The organism is Stenotrophomonas sp. KH_052, from assembly GCF_057838755.1.
On record NZ_CM174475.1, the window covers coordinates 1,198,660 to 1,214,653 of the forward strand.

Sequence of the window (15,994 nt, forward strand, 5' to 3'; positions counted from 1 at the left end):
TCCCTTACCAGTTGCGGAAGCGCTTGGGCGGGTCGTACAGTCCGCCGGACCAGCGCACCAGGTCCTTCACCGAGCGCGCGGCCAGCAGATCGCGGCTGGCATCGCGCACGGAGATGCCGAGGTCATCGGGACGGCGGATGACGCCACGGTCGCGAAGGTTTTCCACCATCGCGCGGTCGCGGCCCATGCCCACGGCGGTATAGCCGGACACGCCGCGGATCGCCTGTTCGCGCTCTTCAGGGGTGCGGCACAGCAGCAGGTTGGCGATGCCTTCTTCGGTCAGTACATGGCTGACGTCGTCGCCATAGATCATCACCGGTGGCAGCGGCATGTCCGCGCGCTCGGCCAGCTCCCAGGCGTCCAGCCGATCGACGAAGGCCGGTGCCATGTGTTCGCGGAAGGTTTCCACCATCTGCACCACCAGCTTGCGGCCACGCGGCATCTCACCGGGGCGTGCGGCCTGCTGGCCGGCCTTGATCCAGGCCTCGCTGGCATGGCGGCGGCCACGTGCATCGGAGCCCATGTTCGGTGCGCCACCGAAGCCGGCGATGCGGTCGCGGGTGGCAGTGGAGCTGTTGCCCTGCAGGTCGATCTGCAGGGTGGAACCGATGAACATGTCGCAGGCATACAGGCCGGCTGTCTGCGAGAACGCGCGGTTGGAGCGCATCGAGCCATCGGCGCCGGTGAAGAACACATCGCTTCGTGCGGCGATGTACTTCTCCATGCCCAGTTCGGAGCCGAACGAATGCACCGACTTGACGAAGCCCGATTCGATCGCCGGAATCAGCGCCGGGTGTGGGTTCAACGCCCAGTGCTGGCAGATTTTTCCCTTCAAGCCGAGCGATTCGGCGTAGGTCGGCAGCAGCAGCTCGATGGCGGCGGTGTCGAAGCCGATGCCATGGTTGAGGCGGTTCACGCCGTACTCGGCGTAGATGCCCTTGATGGCCATCATCGCCATCAGCACCTGGATCTCGGAGATCTGTGCCGGATCGCGGGTGAACAGCGGTTCGATGTGGTTCGGCTTCGGCGCCTGCACCACGAAGTTGACCCAGTCAGCGGGAATGTCGACGCGGGGGAGGGTGTCGACGATCTCGTTGACCTGGGCAATGACGATGCCGCCACCGAACGCGGTGGCCTCGACGATCACCGGGGTGTCTTCGGTGTTCGGGCCGGTATAGAGATTGCCGTGGCGGTCGGCGGCCTGCGCGGCGACCAGCGCCACGCGGGGGGTCAGGTCGATGAAGTAGCGGCCGAACAGTTCCAGGTAGGTGTGGATGGCACCGATCTGGATGCGCCCTTCGGCCACCAGGTTGGCCAGCCGGACCGATTGCGGGCCGGAGAAGGAGAAATCCAGCTTCGAGGCGATGCCGCGTTCGAATACATCCAGGTGCGAGGGCAGCGACAGCACCGACTGCACCATGTGCAGGTCGTGCACCCGGGCCGGGTCAAGGTCGGCCAGGGCCTGGGCGAGGAAATCGGCCTGTTTCTGGTTGTTGCCCTCCAGGCAGACCTTGTCGCCTGGCTCCAGCAGTGCGTGCAGCAGCTCGCCCACGTCGGTGGCGGCGACCTCACGTCCCCGGGCCCACGGCGCGGCCCGTTCCAGGCGGGCCTGGCGGCTGCGTTCCAACGTATCCCAGCTCGGGTTCATCGACCGGCTTCCGATTTGCGTTGAAATAATTACGGCATAATTATGATGGGCGTGCAACCCGCGCTGCAGCAAAAAGAAGGGCCCGCGCGAAGGCGGGCCCATTCAGATTGAAATGGAGGATGACCCGCATCGATCGGGGTAGTGCCGGCCGCTGGCCGGCTCCGCGTCATTGATGCATCGCTTGGAGCCGGCCAGCGGCCGGCACTACCGTTTCTGGTGGCTCAGAACTTCCAGCGCAGGCTGGCCGACACGAAGCGCGGTTCGCCGTAGTTGTTGTAGTCCAGATTCGCCCAGTAGGTCTTGTCCAGTGCGTTGCGCACGCTCAGGGTTGCCGTCCAGTTGTCGCTGATGCGGTAGTTGGCGTTGAACTGGACCAGCATGTAGGCCGGCTGGTTCACCGTCACCGTGCCGCCCGGCGGGTAGGCGATGTTGTAGCCCTGCACCCTGCTCTGCCACTGCACGCCACCGCCAACGCTCAGGCGCTCCAGCGCGCCACGCAGCTGCAGCTGGGTGTTGAGCTGCAGCAGGTCCTTGGGCGGGTTGGCGTACAGCAGATCGGTGGCGGCGCGGGTGACCTTGACGTGGGTGTAGCCGGCATTGACCGTCCAGCCCGGCAGGATCTCGCCATTGACGTCCATTTCCCAACCGCGCGCCTTGGTGCCGTTGACGCCGACGTAGGCGGAGGTGCCATCGCTCAGCGAACCCTCCGGCACGCCCATGTCACGCACCGCGTAGTTGTCCTGCTTGGCTTCGAACACGGCGGCATTGGCGGTGAGGCGGCCATCGAACCACTGCGTCTTGATGCCCGCTTCCAGGTTCGAGCCCTGTACTGGCGCCAGCAGGTTCTCGTTGCGGTCCTTGAAGTTCTGCGGGTTGAAGATCTCGGTGTAGCTGGCGTACGCCGAGACGTTCGGCGTGATGTCGTAGACCAGGCCCACGTACGGGGTGACTTCATCACTCACCTTGTATGCACCGCTGGTGCCGGTGTAGGCGCCTGCGGCGTTGTAGGAGCGGCTGAGGGTTTCCCAGCGGCTCAGGCGTGCGCCGGCAATCAGCGACAGCGGATCGGCCAGGCGCAGGCGGGTGGCCAGATAGATGCCACTCTGTGTGGTCTTGGCCACGCGGCGCGCGCCGGTACGGCGGTAGGTCACCTCGGAGATGTCGCCGTTCCAGCTGTACACGTTGGGGATGTAGTAGCAGCGCTCGCTGCCGCAGCGCGCCCAGTCGGTCGGGAAGTTCAGTGCGAGCGTGTTGGTGGTGCCTTCAAGATCCGACCACTGCGCACCGAGGGTGACATCGTGGTCGCGGCCGAACAGCGGGAAACTGCCGGTCAGGTAGGCATCGACATTGCGCCGGGTGTCTTTTGAATCACCGGCGGCGGCACGCAGGTAGATGCCCGAGCCGGTCACCGGGTCCGGGTTGCCGGTGCCGTACAGGCGTACGTTCTGCACGTTACCGCGGGTGTAGGCGGTGTTGATCTTCAACAGCCAGTTGTCGCCGAAACGCTGTTCCAGGTTGGCGAAGGCGGTGTTGCTCTCGCGCTTCCAGTAGCTCCACTTCGGCGACAGGTTGGTCGAGCGCGGCAGGTGCGCGAAATTGCCCTGGTTGTCGAAGAACGGCACGGTGCCCCAGGTTGAACCGGTGGGGTTGTTGTCCTGGCTCTGGTAACCCAGGGTGATCGTGGTGCTGTCGGTGACGTCGCCTTCCAGCACCGCCATGCCGGCCATCTTGTTTTCGTCGTAGCGGTCGTAGTACAGGCCACGATCGGTATAGGCGGCGACCACGCGGCTGCGGAAGCGGCCGTCGGCGGTCAGCGGCGCGGTCACGTCGGCTTCCATGCGGCGGTAGTCCCAGCTGCCGGCGCTGACCGAGAACGAGGCGTCGAACTCCTTGCCCGGGCGCTTGCGCAGCAGGTTGACCGTGGCCGACGGGACACCGGCACCGCTGAGCAGGCCGTTGGCGCCGCGGATCACTTCGATGCGGTCGTAGAAGGCGGTGTCGTATTCCTGGTTGGTCGAACCGCTGTAGGTGGGAATGCCATCGACCTGGAAGTCGGTGATGGCGAAGCCACGCGCGTAGTACAGCGGGCGCTGGGTGTCATAGAAGGACACGCTGACGCCGGTGACGTTGCGCATCACATCGTTGATGCTGAACAGCGATTCGTCCTGCAGGCGCTTCAGACTGATCGCGGTGGCCGACTGCGGGGTTTCCTGCAGGGTGATCGGCAGGCGGGTGGTGCTGGCCGGCGGCGCGGATTTTTCGGCGCGCACGCTGACCCGGTCCAGGGTCTTGGCATCGGATGCATCGGCGGCGGTCTCGGCGAATGCCGGGGACGCGACCAGTGCGAGCGAGGACAGCAGGGCAGCCGGCAGCAGCGCACGGCGGGGCAGGCGGTTACGGAACGTCAGGGACATGGCGGGTTCGAAGCTCGGAGACGGGAAGGGGCGGCAGCAGTCGTCCAGCACCCGGGGCGGCGGCTTCGGGCACGGCAGGTCCATCTGGGAGAGGCGCGGTCACTGCGCAGGACGCAAATGTAAATAATTCTTAACAACATTACAATTCTCGTCATTGCGCAGAGGCTTCCCGGCGCCGGGCATCGCTTTCTGTAGAGCCGAGCCATGCTCGGCTGCTTTTTGCCGGAGCCGAGCATGGGCTCGGCTCTACAGCAGGGAGCGGCCCAAACGCGAACGGCCACCCGAAGGTGGCCGTCCGTGTCTGCAGCAGGGAGTCTGCCAGGCTTACAGCGCCTGCAGCTCCTCGTTGGCGTTGCGCTTTTCCTTGGCCGGTGCCGGAGCCGCTGCAGGAACCGCTGCCGGCACCGGCGCCGCCGCGTTCGCGTCCACCGGCACCTCCAGGTACGGCAGGTGCAGGCTCTGGCTGGTCAGCGTGCGGATCTCATTGACCAGTGCCGCGCTGTCGTTGAGCTTGCGCCCGTACGACGGCACGATCTCGCGCAGGCGGCTTTCCCAGCCGGCCTTCATCTGGTCCGGGAAGGCCTTGGCCATCAGGTCCAGCATGATCGGCGGCGAGGTCGACGCACCCGGCGAAGCGCCGAGCAGGGCGGCGATGGTGTGGTCCTTGTCGGTCACGATCTCGGTACCGAACTGCAGCACCGGGCCCTTCAACGGATCGCGCTTGATGATCTGCACGCGCTGGCCGGCGGTCACCAGCTTCCAGTCGCCCGGCTTGGCATTGGGGAAGTACTTGACCAGTTCGGCCTGGCGATCAGCATCGTTCAAGCGTGCCTGGGCCATCAGGTACTGCACCAGGTCCAGGTTGTCCTTGCCCACTTCCAGCATCGGGCCGACGTTGTTGTGGTTGACCGACGAGTACAGGTCCCACCACGAGCCGTGCTTGAGGAACTTGGTGCTGTACAGCGCGAACGGCCCGAACAGGACCACCGGCTTGCCATCCAGCTTGCGCGCATCCAGGTGCGGCACCGACATCGGCGGCGAACCGGTTTCGGCCATGCCGTAGGCCTTCACGCCGTGGCGCGAGGTCACGTCCTGGCCCTGGAAGGCGAGGAACTGGCCACCGACCGGGAAGCCGGCGTAGTCCTTCGATTCCGGAATGCCGGACATCTGCAGCAGCTTCAGCGCGGCGCCACCGGCACCGATGAACACGAAGCGGGCGTGGGTGGTGGACTCGGTGCCGGCCTTGAGGTCCTTCACCGTCACGTTCCAGCTCTTGTCAGCGTTCTGCCGCAGCGCGCTCACTTCGTGGTTGAGGTGCAGGCTGAAGTTCGGGCTGCGCTGCAGGCCGGTGGTCAGCTGGCGGGTGATGACACCGAAGTTGACGTCGGTGCCCAGCGGCATCCAGGTCGCGGCGACCTTCTGCTTCGGATCACGGCCTTCCATCAGCAGCGGTGCCCACTGCTTGATCTGTGCCGGATCCTCGGAATACTGCATGCCGTAGAACAGCGGATTCTTCACCAGGGCCTGCTGGCGCTTGTGCAGGTAGGCGATGTTGTCATCGCCCCAGACGAAGCTCATGTGCGGGGTCGGGTTGATGAAGTCGCTGGGCTGGCTCAACCGGCCTTCCTTCACCTGGTGCGACCAGAACTGGCGCGAGACCTCGAACGATTCGGCAATGCTGACCGCACGCTTGGTCTCGATGCTGCCGTCGGGCAGTTCCGGGGTGTAGTTCAGTTCGGCGAAGGCCGAGTGGCCGGTACCGGCGTTGTTCCAGCCATCGGAGCTTTCACCGGCGACGCCGTCGAGGCGTTCGTAGACCTGGATGTTCCAGTCCGGCTGCAGTTCCTGCAGATAGGTGGCCAGGGTGATGCTCATGATGCCGGCGCCGACCAGTACAACGTCGACGGGCTTGTCGTTGCTGGCGGCGGGCACCGAGCGCTTGGTCAGCGGCCAGTACAGGAACAGCGCGGCGGCCAGCAACAGCAGCACGAGCAGGGCGAGCAGAACCTTGCCAAATTTCTTCATGGGGGCGGGATCGTTGGCGGAGGGGAGGGGGTCAGGATGCGCGTGGGAACGCGAAAGGGCGTGAAGAAACAAGGCGTTGCGCCATCCATTCGCGGATTTTAACCGCTTCTGGTCTCTTTTTGATGCAACGCAGCATCCGGCGTTTCGCGTCACCCTCACCCGGTAGCGCCAGGCCATGCCTGGCGACGCCTTCAATCAAACCAGCTCCAGAATCTCGTCACCGGCCTCATCAATCTCACCGGTCGGGCGCCAGCCCAGGCGCCGGTAGAAGCCATGCGAGCGCGAGCGCGGGTCTGCCGAACAGGCCAGGAACAGTCGCTGGTGGCCGGCGTCGCGGGTCAGGCTGACCACCTCCTGCAGCAGCTGCCGGCCGATGCCACGGCCTTCGTAGTCCGGCAGCAGGGCCAGCACCAGCACCTCGCCGCTGTCGGCGAAGCAGTAACCGGCCATGCGCTGCCCTTCCCAGGCAACGCGGCCGATCGAATCGCCCTGGGCGATGCCGGCCGCCCAACTCTCCGGCGTGATGCCCAGCTCCGCCAACTGCGCGGCACTGAAGGCGTTCTCGCGGGTGCGCCCGCGCAGGTCGATGCAGGCGGCGGCATCGTCGGGGTGGGCATCGCGCACGGAGACGAGCATGCAGGACATCCTTGTAGTGATTGGCCGATCAGTATCCGCATCGCGCATGGACCGGGTGTGGAGGTTTCGTGGAGATCCGATGGAGCAAAAAAGGGGACGGAGGGGATTAAGTCGTCTTTGCCCCGGATGTCGTTTGGGTCTTAAACGACTTAATCCCCTCCGTCCCCTTTTTGCGGGGCTCCGTCAGCGTTTGCGTCGCACCAGCGCCGACGACGCCTCCAGCACGGCGCGGGTCAGCAGGGCCATGGTCTGCACGTCACCCTTCCAGTGCTGCCAGTACAGCGGCACGTCTTCCCACGCGCGCTGGCGTACGTAGACCAGGCGGCCGGCGTCCAGATGCCGCTTGACCAAGGGCAGGGGATTCATGGTCCAGCCCATGCCGCCCAGGTTGGCCTGCACGAACGCGCGGGTGGAGGGAATCCACCAGGTTGGCGCGGTGCTGGGCAGGTCGTCGCCGGCCATGCGCCGGGCAAAGCGCGACTGCATCTCATCCTTGCGGTTGAACACCAGCACCGGTGCCGTGGCCAGGGCCTGGGCGGTCACGCCCTTGGCAAAATGGCGCTCGCGGAACTCCGGGGTGCAGGTCGCCGCGTAGCGGATGCTGCCCAGCGCATGGATCTGGCAGCCCTGCACCGGCTCGTCCAGAGTGGTCACCGCGCCCAGCACGGTGCCCTGGCGCAGCAGTTCGACGGTGTGATCCTGGTCTTCCACGCGCAGGTCCAGGGTGGTGCCGGTGCTCTGCGCGAACTGGAAGGCAGCCTGCGGGAACCAGGTTTCCAGGCTGTCGTGGTTCACCGCCACCGGAATGCTTGCCTGCGGCAGGTCTTCGTCGGCCAGGCCCATCCGGTGCAGGGCATCGTGTTCGAGCAGGGCGGTCTGCTCGGCCAGCTGCACCAGCACCTGGCCCTCGGCGGTGGCGGTGGCCGGGGTGCCGCGCTTGACCAGCAGGCGGCCAACCCGATCCTCCAGTGCCTTGACCCGCTGCGAGATGGCCGACGGCGTGACATTCAGCGACTGTGCCGCGCGGTCGAAGCTGCCTTCGCGGATCACTGCAGCCAAGGCGCGCAGCTGGGCATGGTCGATACGCATCGAATTAAGCTCCGCTAATGTTGGATTAGTAAGTTTAGCTCGTCTTTTTAATGTTGCGGCGCGACAATGGCGCCAGTTCCGGTGCTGTCCGCCTTCGCGAGGCACCGTCCCCCAAGCAAGTAAAGGCAGTGAATCCCATGTTCTCGGTCATCTCCGCCAGCACCGGCCTCGGTGCCTGGTTCTCTGGTGCAGCCACCGGCATCGGCCTGTTCGCCGTGGTCGGGGCCCAGAGCGCCTTCATCCTGCGCCAGGGCATCCTGCGCAAGCACATCGTGCCGGTGGTCGCCACCTGCGCGGCCATCGATGCGATCTTCATCTTCGCCAGCGTGGCCGGCCTGCGCACGCTCACTTCGGCGCTGCCGTGGCTGACCACCGCCGTGCTGTGGACCGGTGTTGCGTTCCTGGCTTGGTACGCCATGAAGTCGGCACGCCGCGCGATCGCCGGTGGCGGCGGCATGGGCGAGGCTGACAGCGACGACGGCAGCCGCCGCGCGGTGCTGATGGCTGCGGTCGGCTTCTCGCTGATCAACCCGCACTTCTGGCTGGACATGATGGTGATCGGCTCGATCGCCGAGAACTTCGGCAATGCCCGCATGGCCTTCGCGGCCGGTGTGGTCACCGCCAGCTGCCTGTGGCTGACCGCGCAGGGTCTCGGCGCACGCCTGCTCGCACCGCTGTTCACCAAGCCCAGCACCTGGCGCGTGCTCGACGGCACCATCGCCGTGATCCTCAGCATCCTGGCCCTCACATTGGCGGTGCGCGGGGTCCATTGACCCGGCGCACGCCCCCCGAACCCACGTCCTGACTCTCTCTCCAAGGTAGTGGTAACGACGGCACCGGCAACGGTGCCGTCGTTTTTTGTGGGCCACTGGTGATTCGGGCGCCGGCCTGCCTAGAATCGGCCAGCCGGGACAAGGGGTCCAGGCAGGGGGGAAAGGATGGACAAGCGCTGGCTGGCCGCCATCATCGTGGCGGGACTGTGGTGCGGAACCGCTGCTGCGATCGATCTGGGCGCCTACGTGCGCGCGGACAAGTTCGGCGATGTCATGCTGTCCCCCGGGGGAGACTACCTGGCCGCGACCGTGCCTGCGGACGGCTTTACTGCTGTGATCATCCTGCGCACAGGAGACAACACACCGGTGGGCAACCTGCGGCCACCACTCAATTCGCATGTCATCGATATGCACTGGGTCAACAACGATCAGGTGATGTTCGGTCTGGCGCAGAAGTTCGGCAGCCGCGATGCGCCGTGGGCCACCGGCGAGCTGCTGACATTGGACGCGCGCACGGGCCGCCCGGAATTGCTGGTGGGCTACCGCGATCTTGGCCTGCGCGTGCGGCCCAAGTACCGGACGTCCGCTGCGGCGTTCCTCAGCGACACCTTGCCGGGTGACGATGCCCATGTGGTCATCGCCGTTGGTGGATCACGGCTGGATGCCAATGGCTATGCAGCCCAGCTCGAACTGGCAAGTGGCAAGCAGCGGCTGCTGGCCCGCGCGCCGATGCCGGATGCGTCCTATGTGGTGGATGCACAGGGCGACGTGCGTTTCGTCCAGGGCGCCGGTACCGTCTACTACCGCAACGGTGGCGATTGGGTGCTGGTCAACGATGAGAAACGCAGTGGTCGCGGCGAAGCGGCGCTGGGCTTTTCCGCCGATGGCCAGCTGGCCTACCTGCTCAGCGATCAGCCCAGCGGCCCCGATGCCATCGTCAGCGTGAACGTGGCCACGCAGGAGCGCAAGGTCGTGCTGCGCGACGAGGTGGTCGATCCCACGCGGCTGATCCATCGCCCAGGCAGCACCGTGCCGGTCGGCGCGCTGTTCCTGGGAACTACGCCGCATACCCGGTTCTTCGACGAAAGTTCGGACGAGGCGCGGTTGTACCGGAGCCTGGAAGCGGCTTTTCCAGGGCGTGCAGTGTTCATCACTTCCAGTACCCGCGACGGCCGCCGCCTGCTGGTGGAGACCTGGTCCGGTTCCAATCCTGGCGAGTTCTACCTCTACGACCGCGACCGCAACCTGGCGCGCTTCCTGATGGCGCGCAGCGAATGGTTTGACCCGGACACCACCGCTTCGGTGCGACCGATTGTGCTGAAGGCGCGCGACGGGTTGGACCTTCATGGATTCCTGACATTGCCGCATGGAAGTGCCGGCCGTGGCCTACCGATGGTGGTGGTGCCGCACGGCGGGCCGATCGGGGTGTTCGACGACGGCAGTTTCGATCGCGAGAATCAGTTGCTGGCCGCTGCTGGCTATGCCGTGCTTCAGATCAACTTCCGCGGCTCGGGCAACTACGGACGGGCCCACAGCCGGGCAGCATTGAAGCAATGGGGTGGCACGATGCAGGATGACGTCACCGACGCCACCCGCTGGGCCATCAGCGAAGGCATCGCCGATGGCCGTCGCATCTGCATCTACGGCGCCAGCTACGGCGCTTACTCGGCGATGATGGGTGCCGCCCGCGAGCCAGGCTTGTACCAGTGCGCGGCGGGCTATGTCGGCGTCTACGACCTGCCGTTGATGTACACCCATGGCGACATCCAGGATCGCGGCTCGGGCGTGACCTACCTGCGCGAATGGCTGGGGGATCCGGCACAGCTCGGTACCATCTCGCCAGTCAATCTTGCGGAACGGATCAAGGTACCGGTGTTCCTCGCAGCGGGTGGCGAAGACAAGCGCGCGCCGATCCAGCACACCGAGCGCATGGAAGCAGCGCTCAAGCGCGCTGGTACCCCGGTGGAAAGCCTGTACTACAAGACCGAGGGCCACGGTTTCTACACCGAGGCCCACCGCAGCGAGTACTACGGCAAGCTGCTGGCCTTCCTGTCGCGCAGCCTCGGTGGCAAGACCGCGACCACCGCACCCGCGGCCGGCAAGGACAAGGCGCCCTGACGCAAAGGGCGGCGGATGTTCGATCCGCCGCCCTGGTTTTCCGCAGGCGCGGGAATTACTTCACCCCGTGCATCATCCGCTTCAGCAGTGGCGCAGCAATGAAGGCCAGCACCGCGCAGCCCAGGCCGATCCACATCAGCAGCCAGAACAGGTGCGCATAGGCGCCGGCGGCAGCCACCATGTCCAGCGTTTCGCCTTCCGGCACTTCGATCGCGGCCAGCTTGCCGAACAGCGCGGCCAGCGTTTCCGAGAACGCGGTTGCCAGGAACCAGGTGCCCATCATCAGGCTCATCACCCGCGGCACGGCCAGCTGGGTTACCGCCGACAGGCCGACCGGCGACAGGCACATCTCACCGCTGGCCAGCAGGAAGTAGGCCAGCACCAGCCACCACACGCTGGCCATCTCGCCGGTGGCGCCGACCTGCTGTGCGGCCAGCGCCAGTGGCACGAACGACAGCGCGCCGATCACCAGGCCCCACGCTGATTTCACCGGCTTGCCCGGTTCCCAGCCGCGGCGGTCCATCCAGGTCCACAACGCGGCGAAGGCCGGTGCCAGCAGCACCAGGAACAGGCCGCCCAGGTAGGTCAGCGAACCGGCGGTCTGCGGAATCACCAGGCAGTCGCGCACCAGCAGCACCAGCATCAGCGCAACGATGCCGATGAAGAACGCACGCGGTGCGGTCGAGCCGGGGCGCCGTTCGGACAGGCGCGCGCTGACCACGAAGCCCAGCGGTGCCAGCAGCAGCGAGATGATCGACCACGGCAGCGGCGTACCGCCGGTGATCACCAGCGAGGGCACGATGTCCTTTGTCAGCAGGCGGTCGGTGAAGGTCACCCACGAGCCGTAGGACTGCTCGTACATGGTGAAGAACACCAGCGCCATGAAGATCAGCACCATCAGCGCGATCATCTGCTGGCGCTCTACCGGCGTGCACTTGCTGCCGGTGAACCAGGCGAACCAGACCAGCACGCCACCCAGCACCACCAGCATCAGCATCAGCGCCAGGCTGATTTCACCGCCCAGCGCGAACGCGCCGTTGCCGGCCGCCCACATCAGCCACGCGACCGGCAGCACACCGAGCACCGCGCACAGATAGATGAGCCATTCGCGCGGCAGGCCCAGCACCTTCTGCTTCAGCGCGGCCGGCTGCGGCGGTTCGGCATGGCCCTGCAGGTACTTCTGGCCCCACAGGAACATCGCCAGGCCGGCCAGCATGCCGATGCCGGCTGCACCGAAACCGTACTTCCAGCCGTAGGCCTCGCCGAGGAAGCCACACACCAGCGACGAGAACAGCGCGCCGAGGTTGATGCCGGCGTAGAACAGCGAGAAGCCCGAGTCACGGCGCGGGTCGTCCTTGGCGTACAGCTTGCCGACGATGGTGGAGATGTTCGGCTTGAGGAAGCCGACGCCCATGATGATCAGCGCCAGCGACAGGTAGGTCACCGCCAGTGCCGAGGTATCGCGCACCACTTCACCGTTGACCCGGTAGGCCGCGTGACCTTCGAATGCCATGCCGAGGTGGCCGAGTACCAGCAGGATGCCGCCGAACAGCACTGCCCGGCGCATGCCCAGCCAGCGGTCGGCCAGCATGCCGCCGAACACCGGGATGCAGTACACCAGGCCGCCATAGGCACCGAGCAGGTCCAGGCCGGCCTTGTCGCCGAACAGGTGGTACTTGGTGAGATACAGCAGCAGCAGCGCCTTCATGCCATAGAAGGAGAAGCGCTCCCACATTTCGGTGAAGAAGCAGACGTAGACGCCCTTGGGATGGCCCAGGAAGTCGTCGGAAGCAGTAGCGGCAACGGTCATCGACGGCGGGGACAGCAGGAAAGGGCGCGATTATAGGCCCGTAACCGGCGCCGCACCCGGTAGCGCCGGGCCATGCCCGGCGAACGGGGTCACAGGTACCGCAACCACGCCAGATCGCGCCTTCGCGCCTTGAACCGCGCGAATGCCCGCGTCGGTGGATACATCACCACCGCCAATGCACAGGCCACCAGCAGCAGGCCGCTGACCGAATCCAGCGCATACAGCTCGCCGTGGGTCGGGCCCCAGGCGGCCAGCGCCGCCAGGTACAGCCCCTTCAGCACATACAGGTGCAGCAGGTAGAAGAACATCGGTGCTGCACCAATATCGGCCAATGGCCGCAGCGCACGTGCCAACGGCGGCCATTCGTACAGTCGCAACAGCAACAGGCCCACGCCCAGCGTCAACAGCAGGAACTGCAGCGACGGCGGGTACTTGGTGACGTTGAAGATGCTCAGCCAGGTGCGCAGCACGGTGGTCTGGTACTGCCAGGGGGAATCGCCGTATTCGTTGGCAAAGCGCAGCAATGCGAACAGGGCCAGCGCCCCCGCACCGGCCCAGAACAGCCAGCGCTGCCGCTGCTCCGGTGCGCGCTCGCGGGCGAACCAGGGCCCCATCAGATAGCCCAGTGCGATCACCCCGATCCACGGCAGCACCGGGTAGGAGGTGCGCAATCGCAGTGCCCCGGCCTCGATCCAGTCGCGCTGGTGCAGCACCTTCCACAGGACTGCCAGCGCGCCATTGCCTTCCACGCGCACGCCGTCGAGAAGGTTGTGGCCGGCCACCACCGCAACTGCCAGCACCAGCAAGGCCGGGCGCGGCAGCCACAGCAGGCCGGCCAGCGCGATCATGCTGAGGCCGATGGCCCAGATCACCTGCAGGTACAACGTGTCCGGCGGCAGCTGGAAGGTCCAGGCGAAGTTCACCAGGGTCAGTTCCAGTACCACCAGGAACAGGCCGCGCTTGAGCAGGAAGGTGGCGGTGGCGCGGCGTGGATCCGGCTGGCGCTGGCCGTACAGCCAGGCCGACAGACCGGTGAGCAGCACGAATACCGGCGCGCACAGATGCGCCAGCAGACGGCAGGCGAACAGGGCGGGAGAGACCGTGGACGCATCCATCGGGTCGCTGACCTGGTATTGCAGGAAGAAGGTCTCGCGGACGTGGTCGAGCAGCATCAGCAGCATCACGGTGCCGCGCAGCTGGTCGATGGAGGCCAGGCGCGGGGTGGGGGAAGAGGGCATGTGATGCAGGACGTGATGGGGCAACAGAAAGATATAACATATCAATTGTGTCCGTGCCCACTCCGACTTTGCTGTATCGGCCGGTTGCCCGTGCATGTGCGGGTCCATCGCACCGCAGCATCGGGCCCCATCCTTTGGCACGCTGGACTTGCCGGAGCCTGAACGCTAGCGTGGCAGGGATTTTTTGCCAGCAGGGGCTTTCATGAACCATGACGCTGCGCCGAAGCAGCTCACTTTCCGCGCGGTGGTCCTTGCCATCGTGCTGGCAGTGGTGCTGTCGGCCGCAAACGCCTACCTCGGTCTGTTCGCAGGCCTGACCATCGCCACCGCGATTCCCGCCGCGGTCATTTCCATGGGCGTGCTGCGCCTGCTGGGTGGCGGTTCCATCCTTGAAAACAACATCGTGCAGACCGGCGCCTCGGCCGGCTCGTCGATCGCCGCCGGTGTCATCTTCACCATCCCGGCGCTGGTGATCATGGGCTACTGGCCGGACTTCAAGTACTGGTGGGTGCTGGGCATCGCTGGTCTCGGCGGCCTGCTGGGCGTGCTGTTCTCGGTGCCGCTGCGGCGTTCGATGATCGTTGAAGACCCGCTTCCGTTCCCGGAAGGCAAGGCCGCGGCCGAAGTGCTCAAGGCCGGTGAGAACCCGGGCCCGGGCCTGAAGATCCTCGGCCTGTCGGCGGTGATCGGTGCGTTCGTGAAGCTGGCCGCGGAAAGCGGCATGCGCCTGATTCCCGATGCCTGGGCTACCTCGGCCTACGTCGGCAGCTCCAAGGTCACCGCCTTCATCGGCACCAACCTGTCCCCGGCGCTGCTGGGCGTGGGCTACATCGTCGGCCTCAACGTCGGCATCGTGGTGGTGTCCGGCTCGATCCTGACCTGGCACATCGCCATTCCGATCTACCAGGCGTTCTTCATGAACACCGATCCAGGCCTGGCCGCCTCGGTCGCTACCGCATCCTCCACCGAGGCGGCGTTCGCCATCTGGGGCGCGAAGATGCGCTACCTGGGTGTGGGCGCGATGCTGATCGGCGGCATCTGGACCCTGATCTCGCTGCGCAAGTCGCTGCTCAACGGCGTCAAGAGCGGTTTTGCCGCTGCCCGCAAGAGCGGTGGCCCGGTACTGGCGCACACCGAACGCGACCTGCCGATGAAGTGGATGCTGGTGGCCCTGGTGGTGTTCACCCTGCCGCTGCTGGCGCTGTACCAGGCCATCGTCGGCCAGTGGCACGTGTCGATCCCGATGACCTTGATCATGATCGTCGCCGGCTTCCTGTTCGTGTCGGTGTCGGCCTACCTGGCCGGCCTGATCGGTTCGTCCAACAACCCGGTCTCGGGCATCACCATCTCCACCATCCTGTTCGCTTCTGCGGTGCTGGTGCTGCTGCTGGGCAAGGACGGCCTGCAGCCGGTCGGTGCCTTCGGCGCGCCGCTGGGTGCGGTGGCGGCAATCATGATCGGCGCGGTGGTGTGCTGCGCCGCCGCGGTCGGTGGTGACAACCTGCAGGATCTGAAGGCCGGCTACATCGTTGGCGCGACCCCGTGGAAGCAGCAGCTGATGCTGGGCATCGGCGCATTCTCGTGCGCGCTGATCATGGCCCCGGTGCTGAACCTGCTGGCCACCGCCTACGGCATCGGCGTCAAGTCCGAGCTGCACCCGAACGCGCTGGCTGCGCCGCAGGCCAACCTGATGGCCTCGGTCGCAAAGGGCCTGTTCGGTGGTGAACTGCCGTGGACCTTCATCGGCATCGGTGCCGTGGTCGGTGCGGCGATCATCGCCTTCGACAGCTGGCTCAAGTCGCGCAACGCGCGCTTCCGCGTGCCGGTGCTGGCCGCCGCGATCGGTATCTACCTGCCGCTGGAGCTGATGGTGCCGATCTTCCTCGGCGGCCTGATCTCCTACCTGGTCGAGCGCTTCCACAAGGTGCGCGCCGACGATGAAGAAGGCCGCGACCGCGTGCACAAGCCGGGCGTGCTGTTCGCCGCTGGCCTGATCACCGGTGAGGCGCTGATGGGAATCGCCATCGCCGTTCCGATCGTGGTCAGCAGCCGCGCCGACGTACTGGCCGTGCCGTTCCACCTGCCGGCCGCACAGTGGATCGGCCTGGCCGTGCTGTTCCTGGTCGGCTGGCTGATCTACCGCACCGGCAAGCGCGCCGTGGCGTAAGGGCCATGGGGTCGGATCCCTTCCCGTAGGGAAGGGCTCTGACCCCGGGTTCGCCGCCGGCTGCACGGCAGGGGTC

At 66.0% G+C, this 15,994-nt stretch carries 10 protein-coding genes; 3 read left to right on the forward strand and 7 right to left on the reverse strand.

The features are described 5' to 3' along the window. Positions 1-4: 4 nt before the first annotated feature. The 5 genes from mdcA to AC3ITW_RS05490 all read right to left on the reverse strand — a co-directional run bounded on the left by mdcA (position 5) and on the right by AC3ITW_RS05490 (position 7,812). Entirely contained in the window at positions 5-1,648 is a 1,644-nt protein-coding gene (gene mdcA, locus AC3ITW_RS05470) for a malonate decarboxylase subunit alpha (protein WP_125893753.1), read from the reverse strand. A 221-nt stretch (positions 1,649-1,869) separates the two neighbouring features. Further along, complete coding sequence (locus AC3ITW_RS05475) at positions 1,870-4,062, reverse strand: TonB-dependent siderophore receptor (RefSeq protein ID WP_489390128.1); 2,193 nt, start codon at positions 4,060-4,062, stop codon at positions 1,870-1,872. Positions 4,063-4,386: 324 nt separating this feature from the next. Then, positions 4,387-6,087, reverse strand: a complete 1,701-nt coding sequence (gene mqo, locus AC3ITW_RS05480; protein WP_100467963.1) for a malate dehydrogenase (quinone) — start codon at positions 6,085-6,087, stop codon at positions 4,387-4,389. Between the two features lie 195 nt (positions 6,088-6,282). Next, positions 6,283-6,723, reverse strand: coding sequence for a GNAT family N-acetyltransferase (locus AC3ITW_RS05485; RefSeq protein WP_489390129.1), 441 nt, complete (start codon positions 6,721-6,723; stop codon positions 6,283-6,285). 183 nt (positions 6,724-6,906) lie between these two features. After that, positions 6,907-7,812: a LysR family transcriptional regulator ArgP gene (locus AC3ITW_RS05490; RefSeq protein WP_012510394.1), complete on the reverse strand. Its 906-nt coding sequence runs from the start codon at positions 7,810-7,812 to the stop codon at positions 6,907-6,909. A gap of 137 nt (positions 7,813-7,949) precedes the next feature. On the opposite strand from AC3ITW_RS05490, the gene AC3ITW_RS05495 reads away from it, so the two are divergent. Both AC3ITW_RS05495 and AC3ITW_RS05500 read left to right on the forward strand, forming a co-directional pair. Continuing rightward, complete coding sequence (locus tag AC3ITW_RS05495) at positions 7,950-8,585, forward strand: LysE/ArgO family amino acid transporter (RefSeq protein WP_005408523.1); 636 nt, start codon at positions 7,950-7,952, stop codon at positions 8,583-8,585. A 165-nt stretch (positions 8,586-8,750) separates the two neighbouring features. Next, positions 8,751-10,703, forward strand: a complete 1,953-nt coding sequence (locus AC3ITW_RS05500; protein ID WP_489390130.1) for an alpha/beta hydrolase family protein — start codon at positions 8,751-8,753, stop codon at positions 10,701-10,703. Between the two features lie 55 nt (positions 10,704-10,758). Here the strand turns inward: AC3ITW_RS05500 and AC3ITW_RS05505 are convergent, their stop codons facing one another. After that, positions 10,759-12,513, reverse strand: coding sequence for a peptide MFS transporter (locus AC3ITW_RS05505; protein ID WP_100467965.1), 1,755 nt, complete (start codon positions 12,511-12,513; stop codon positions 10,759-10,761). A gap of 89 nt (positions 12,514-12,602) precedes the next feature. After that, complete coding sequence (locus AC3ITW_RS05510; RefSeq protein WP_489390131.1) at positions 12,603-13,751, reverse strand: acetyltransferase domain-containing protein; 1,149 nt, start codon at positions 13,749-13,751, stop codon at positions 12,603-12,605. A 202-nt stretch (positions 13,752-13,953) separates the two neighbouring features. Here AC3ITW_RS05510 and AC3ITW_RS05515 point away from each other — a divergent pair, with 202 nt between their 5' ends. After that, positions 13,954-15,918 (forward strand): OPT family oligopeptide transporter, encoded by a 1,965-nt coding sequence (locus AC3ITW_RS05515; RefSeq protein WP_004148011.1) that lies wholly within the window; start codon positions 13,954-13,956, stop codon positions 15,916-15,918. The last annotated feature ends 76 nt before the right edge of the window (positions 15,919-15,994 follow it).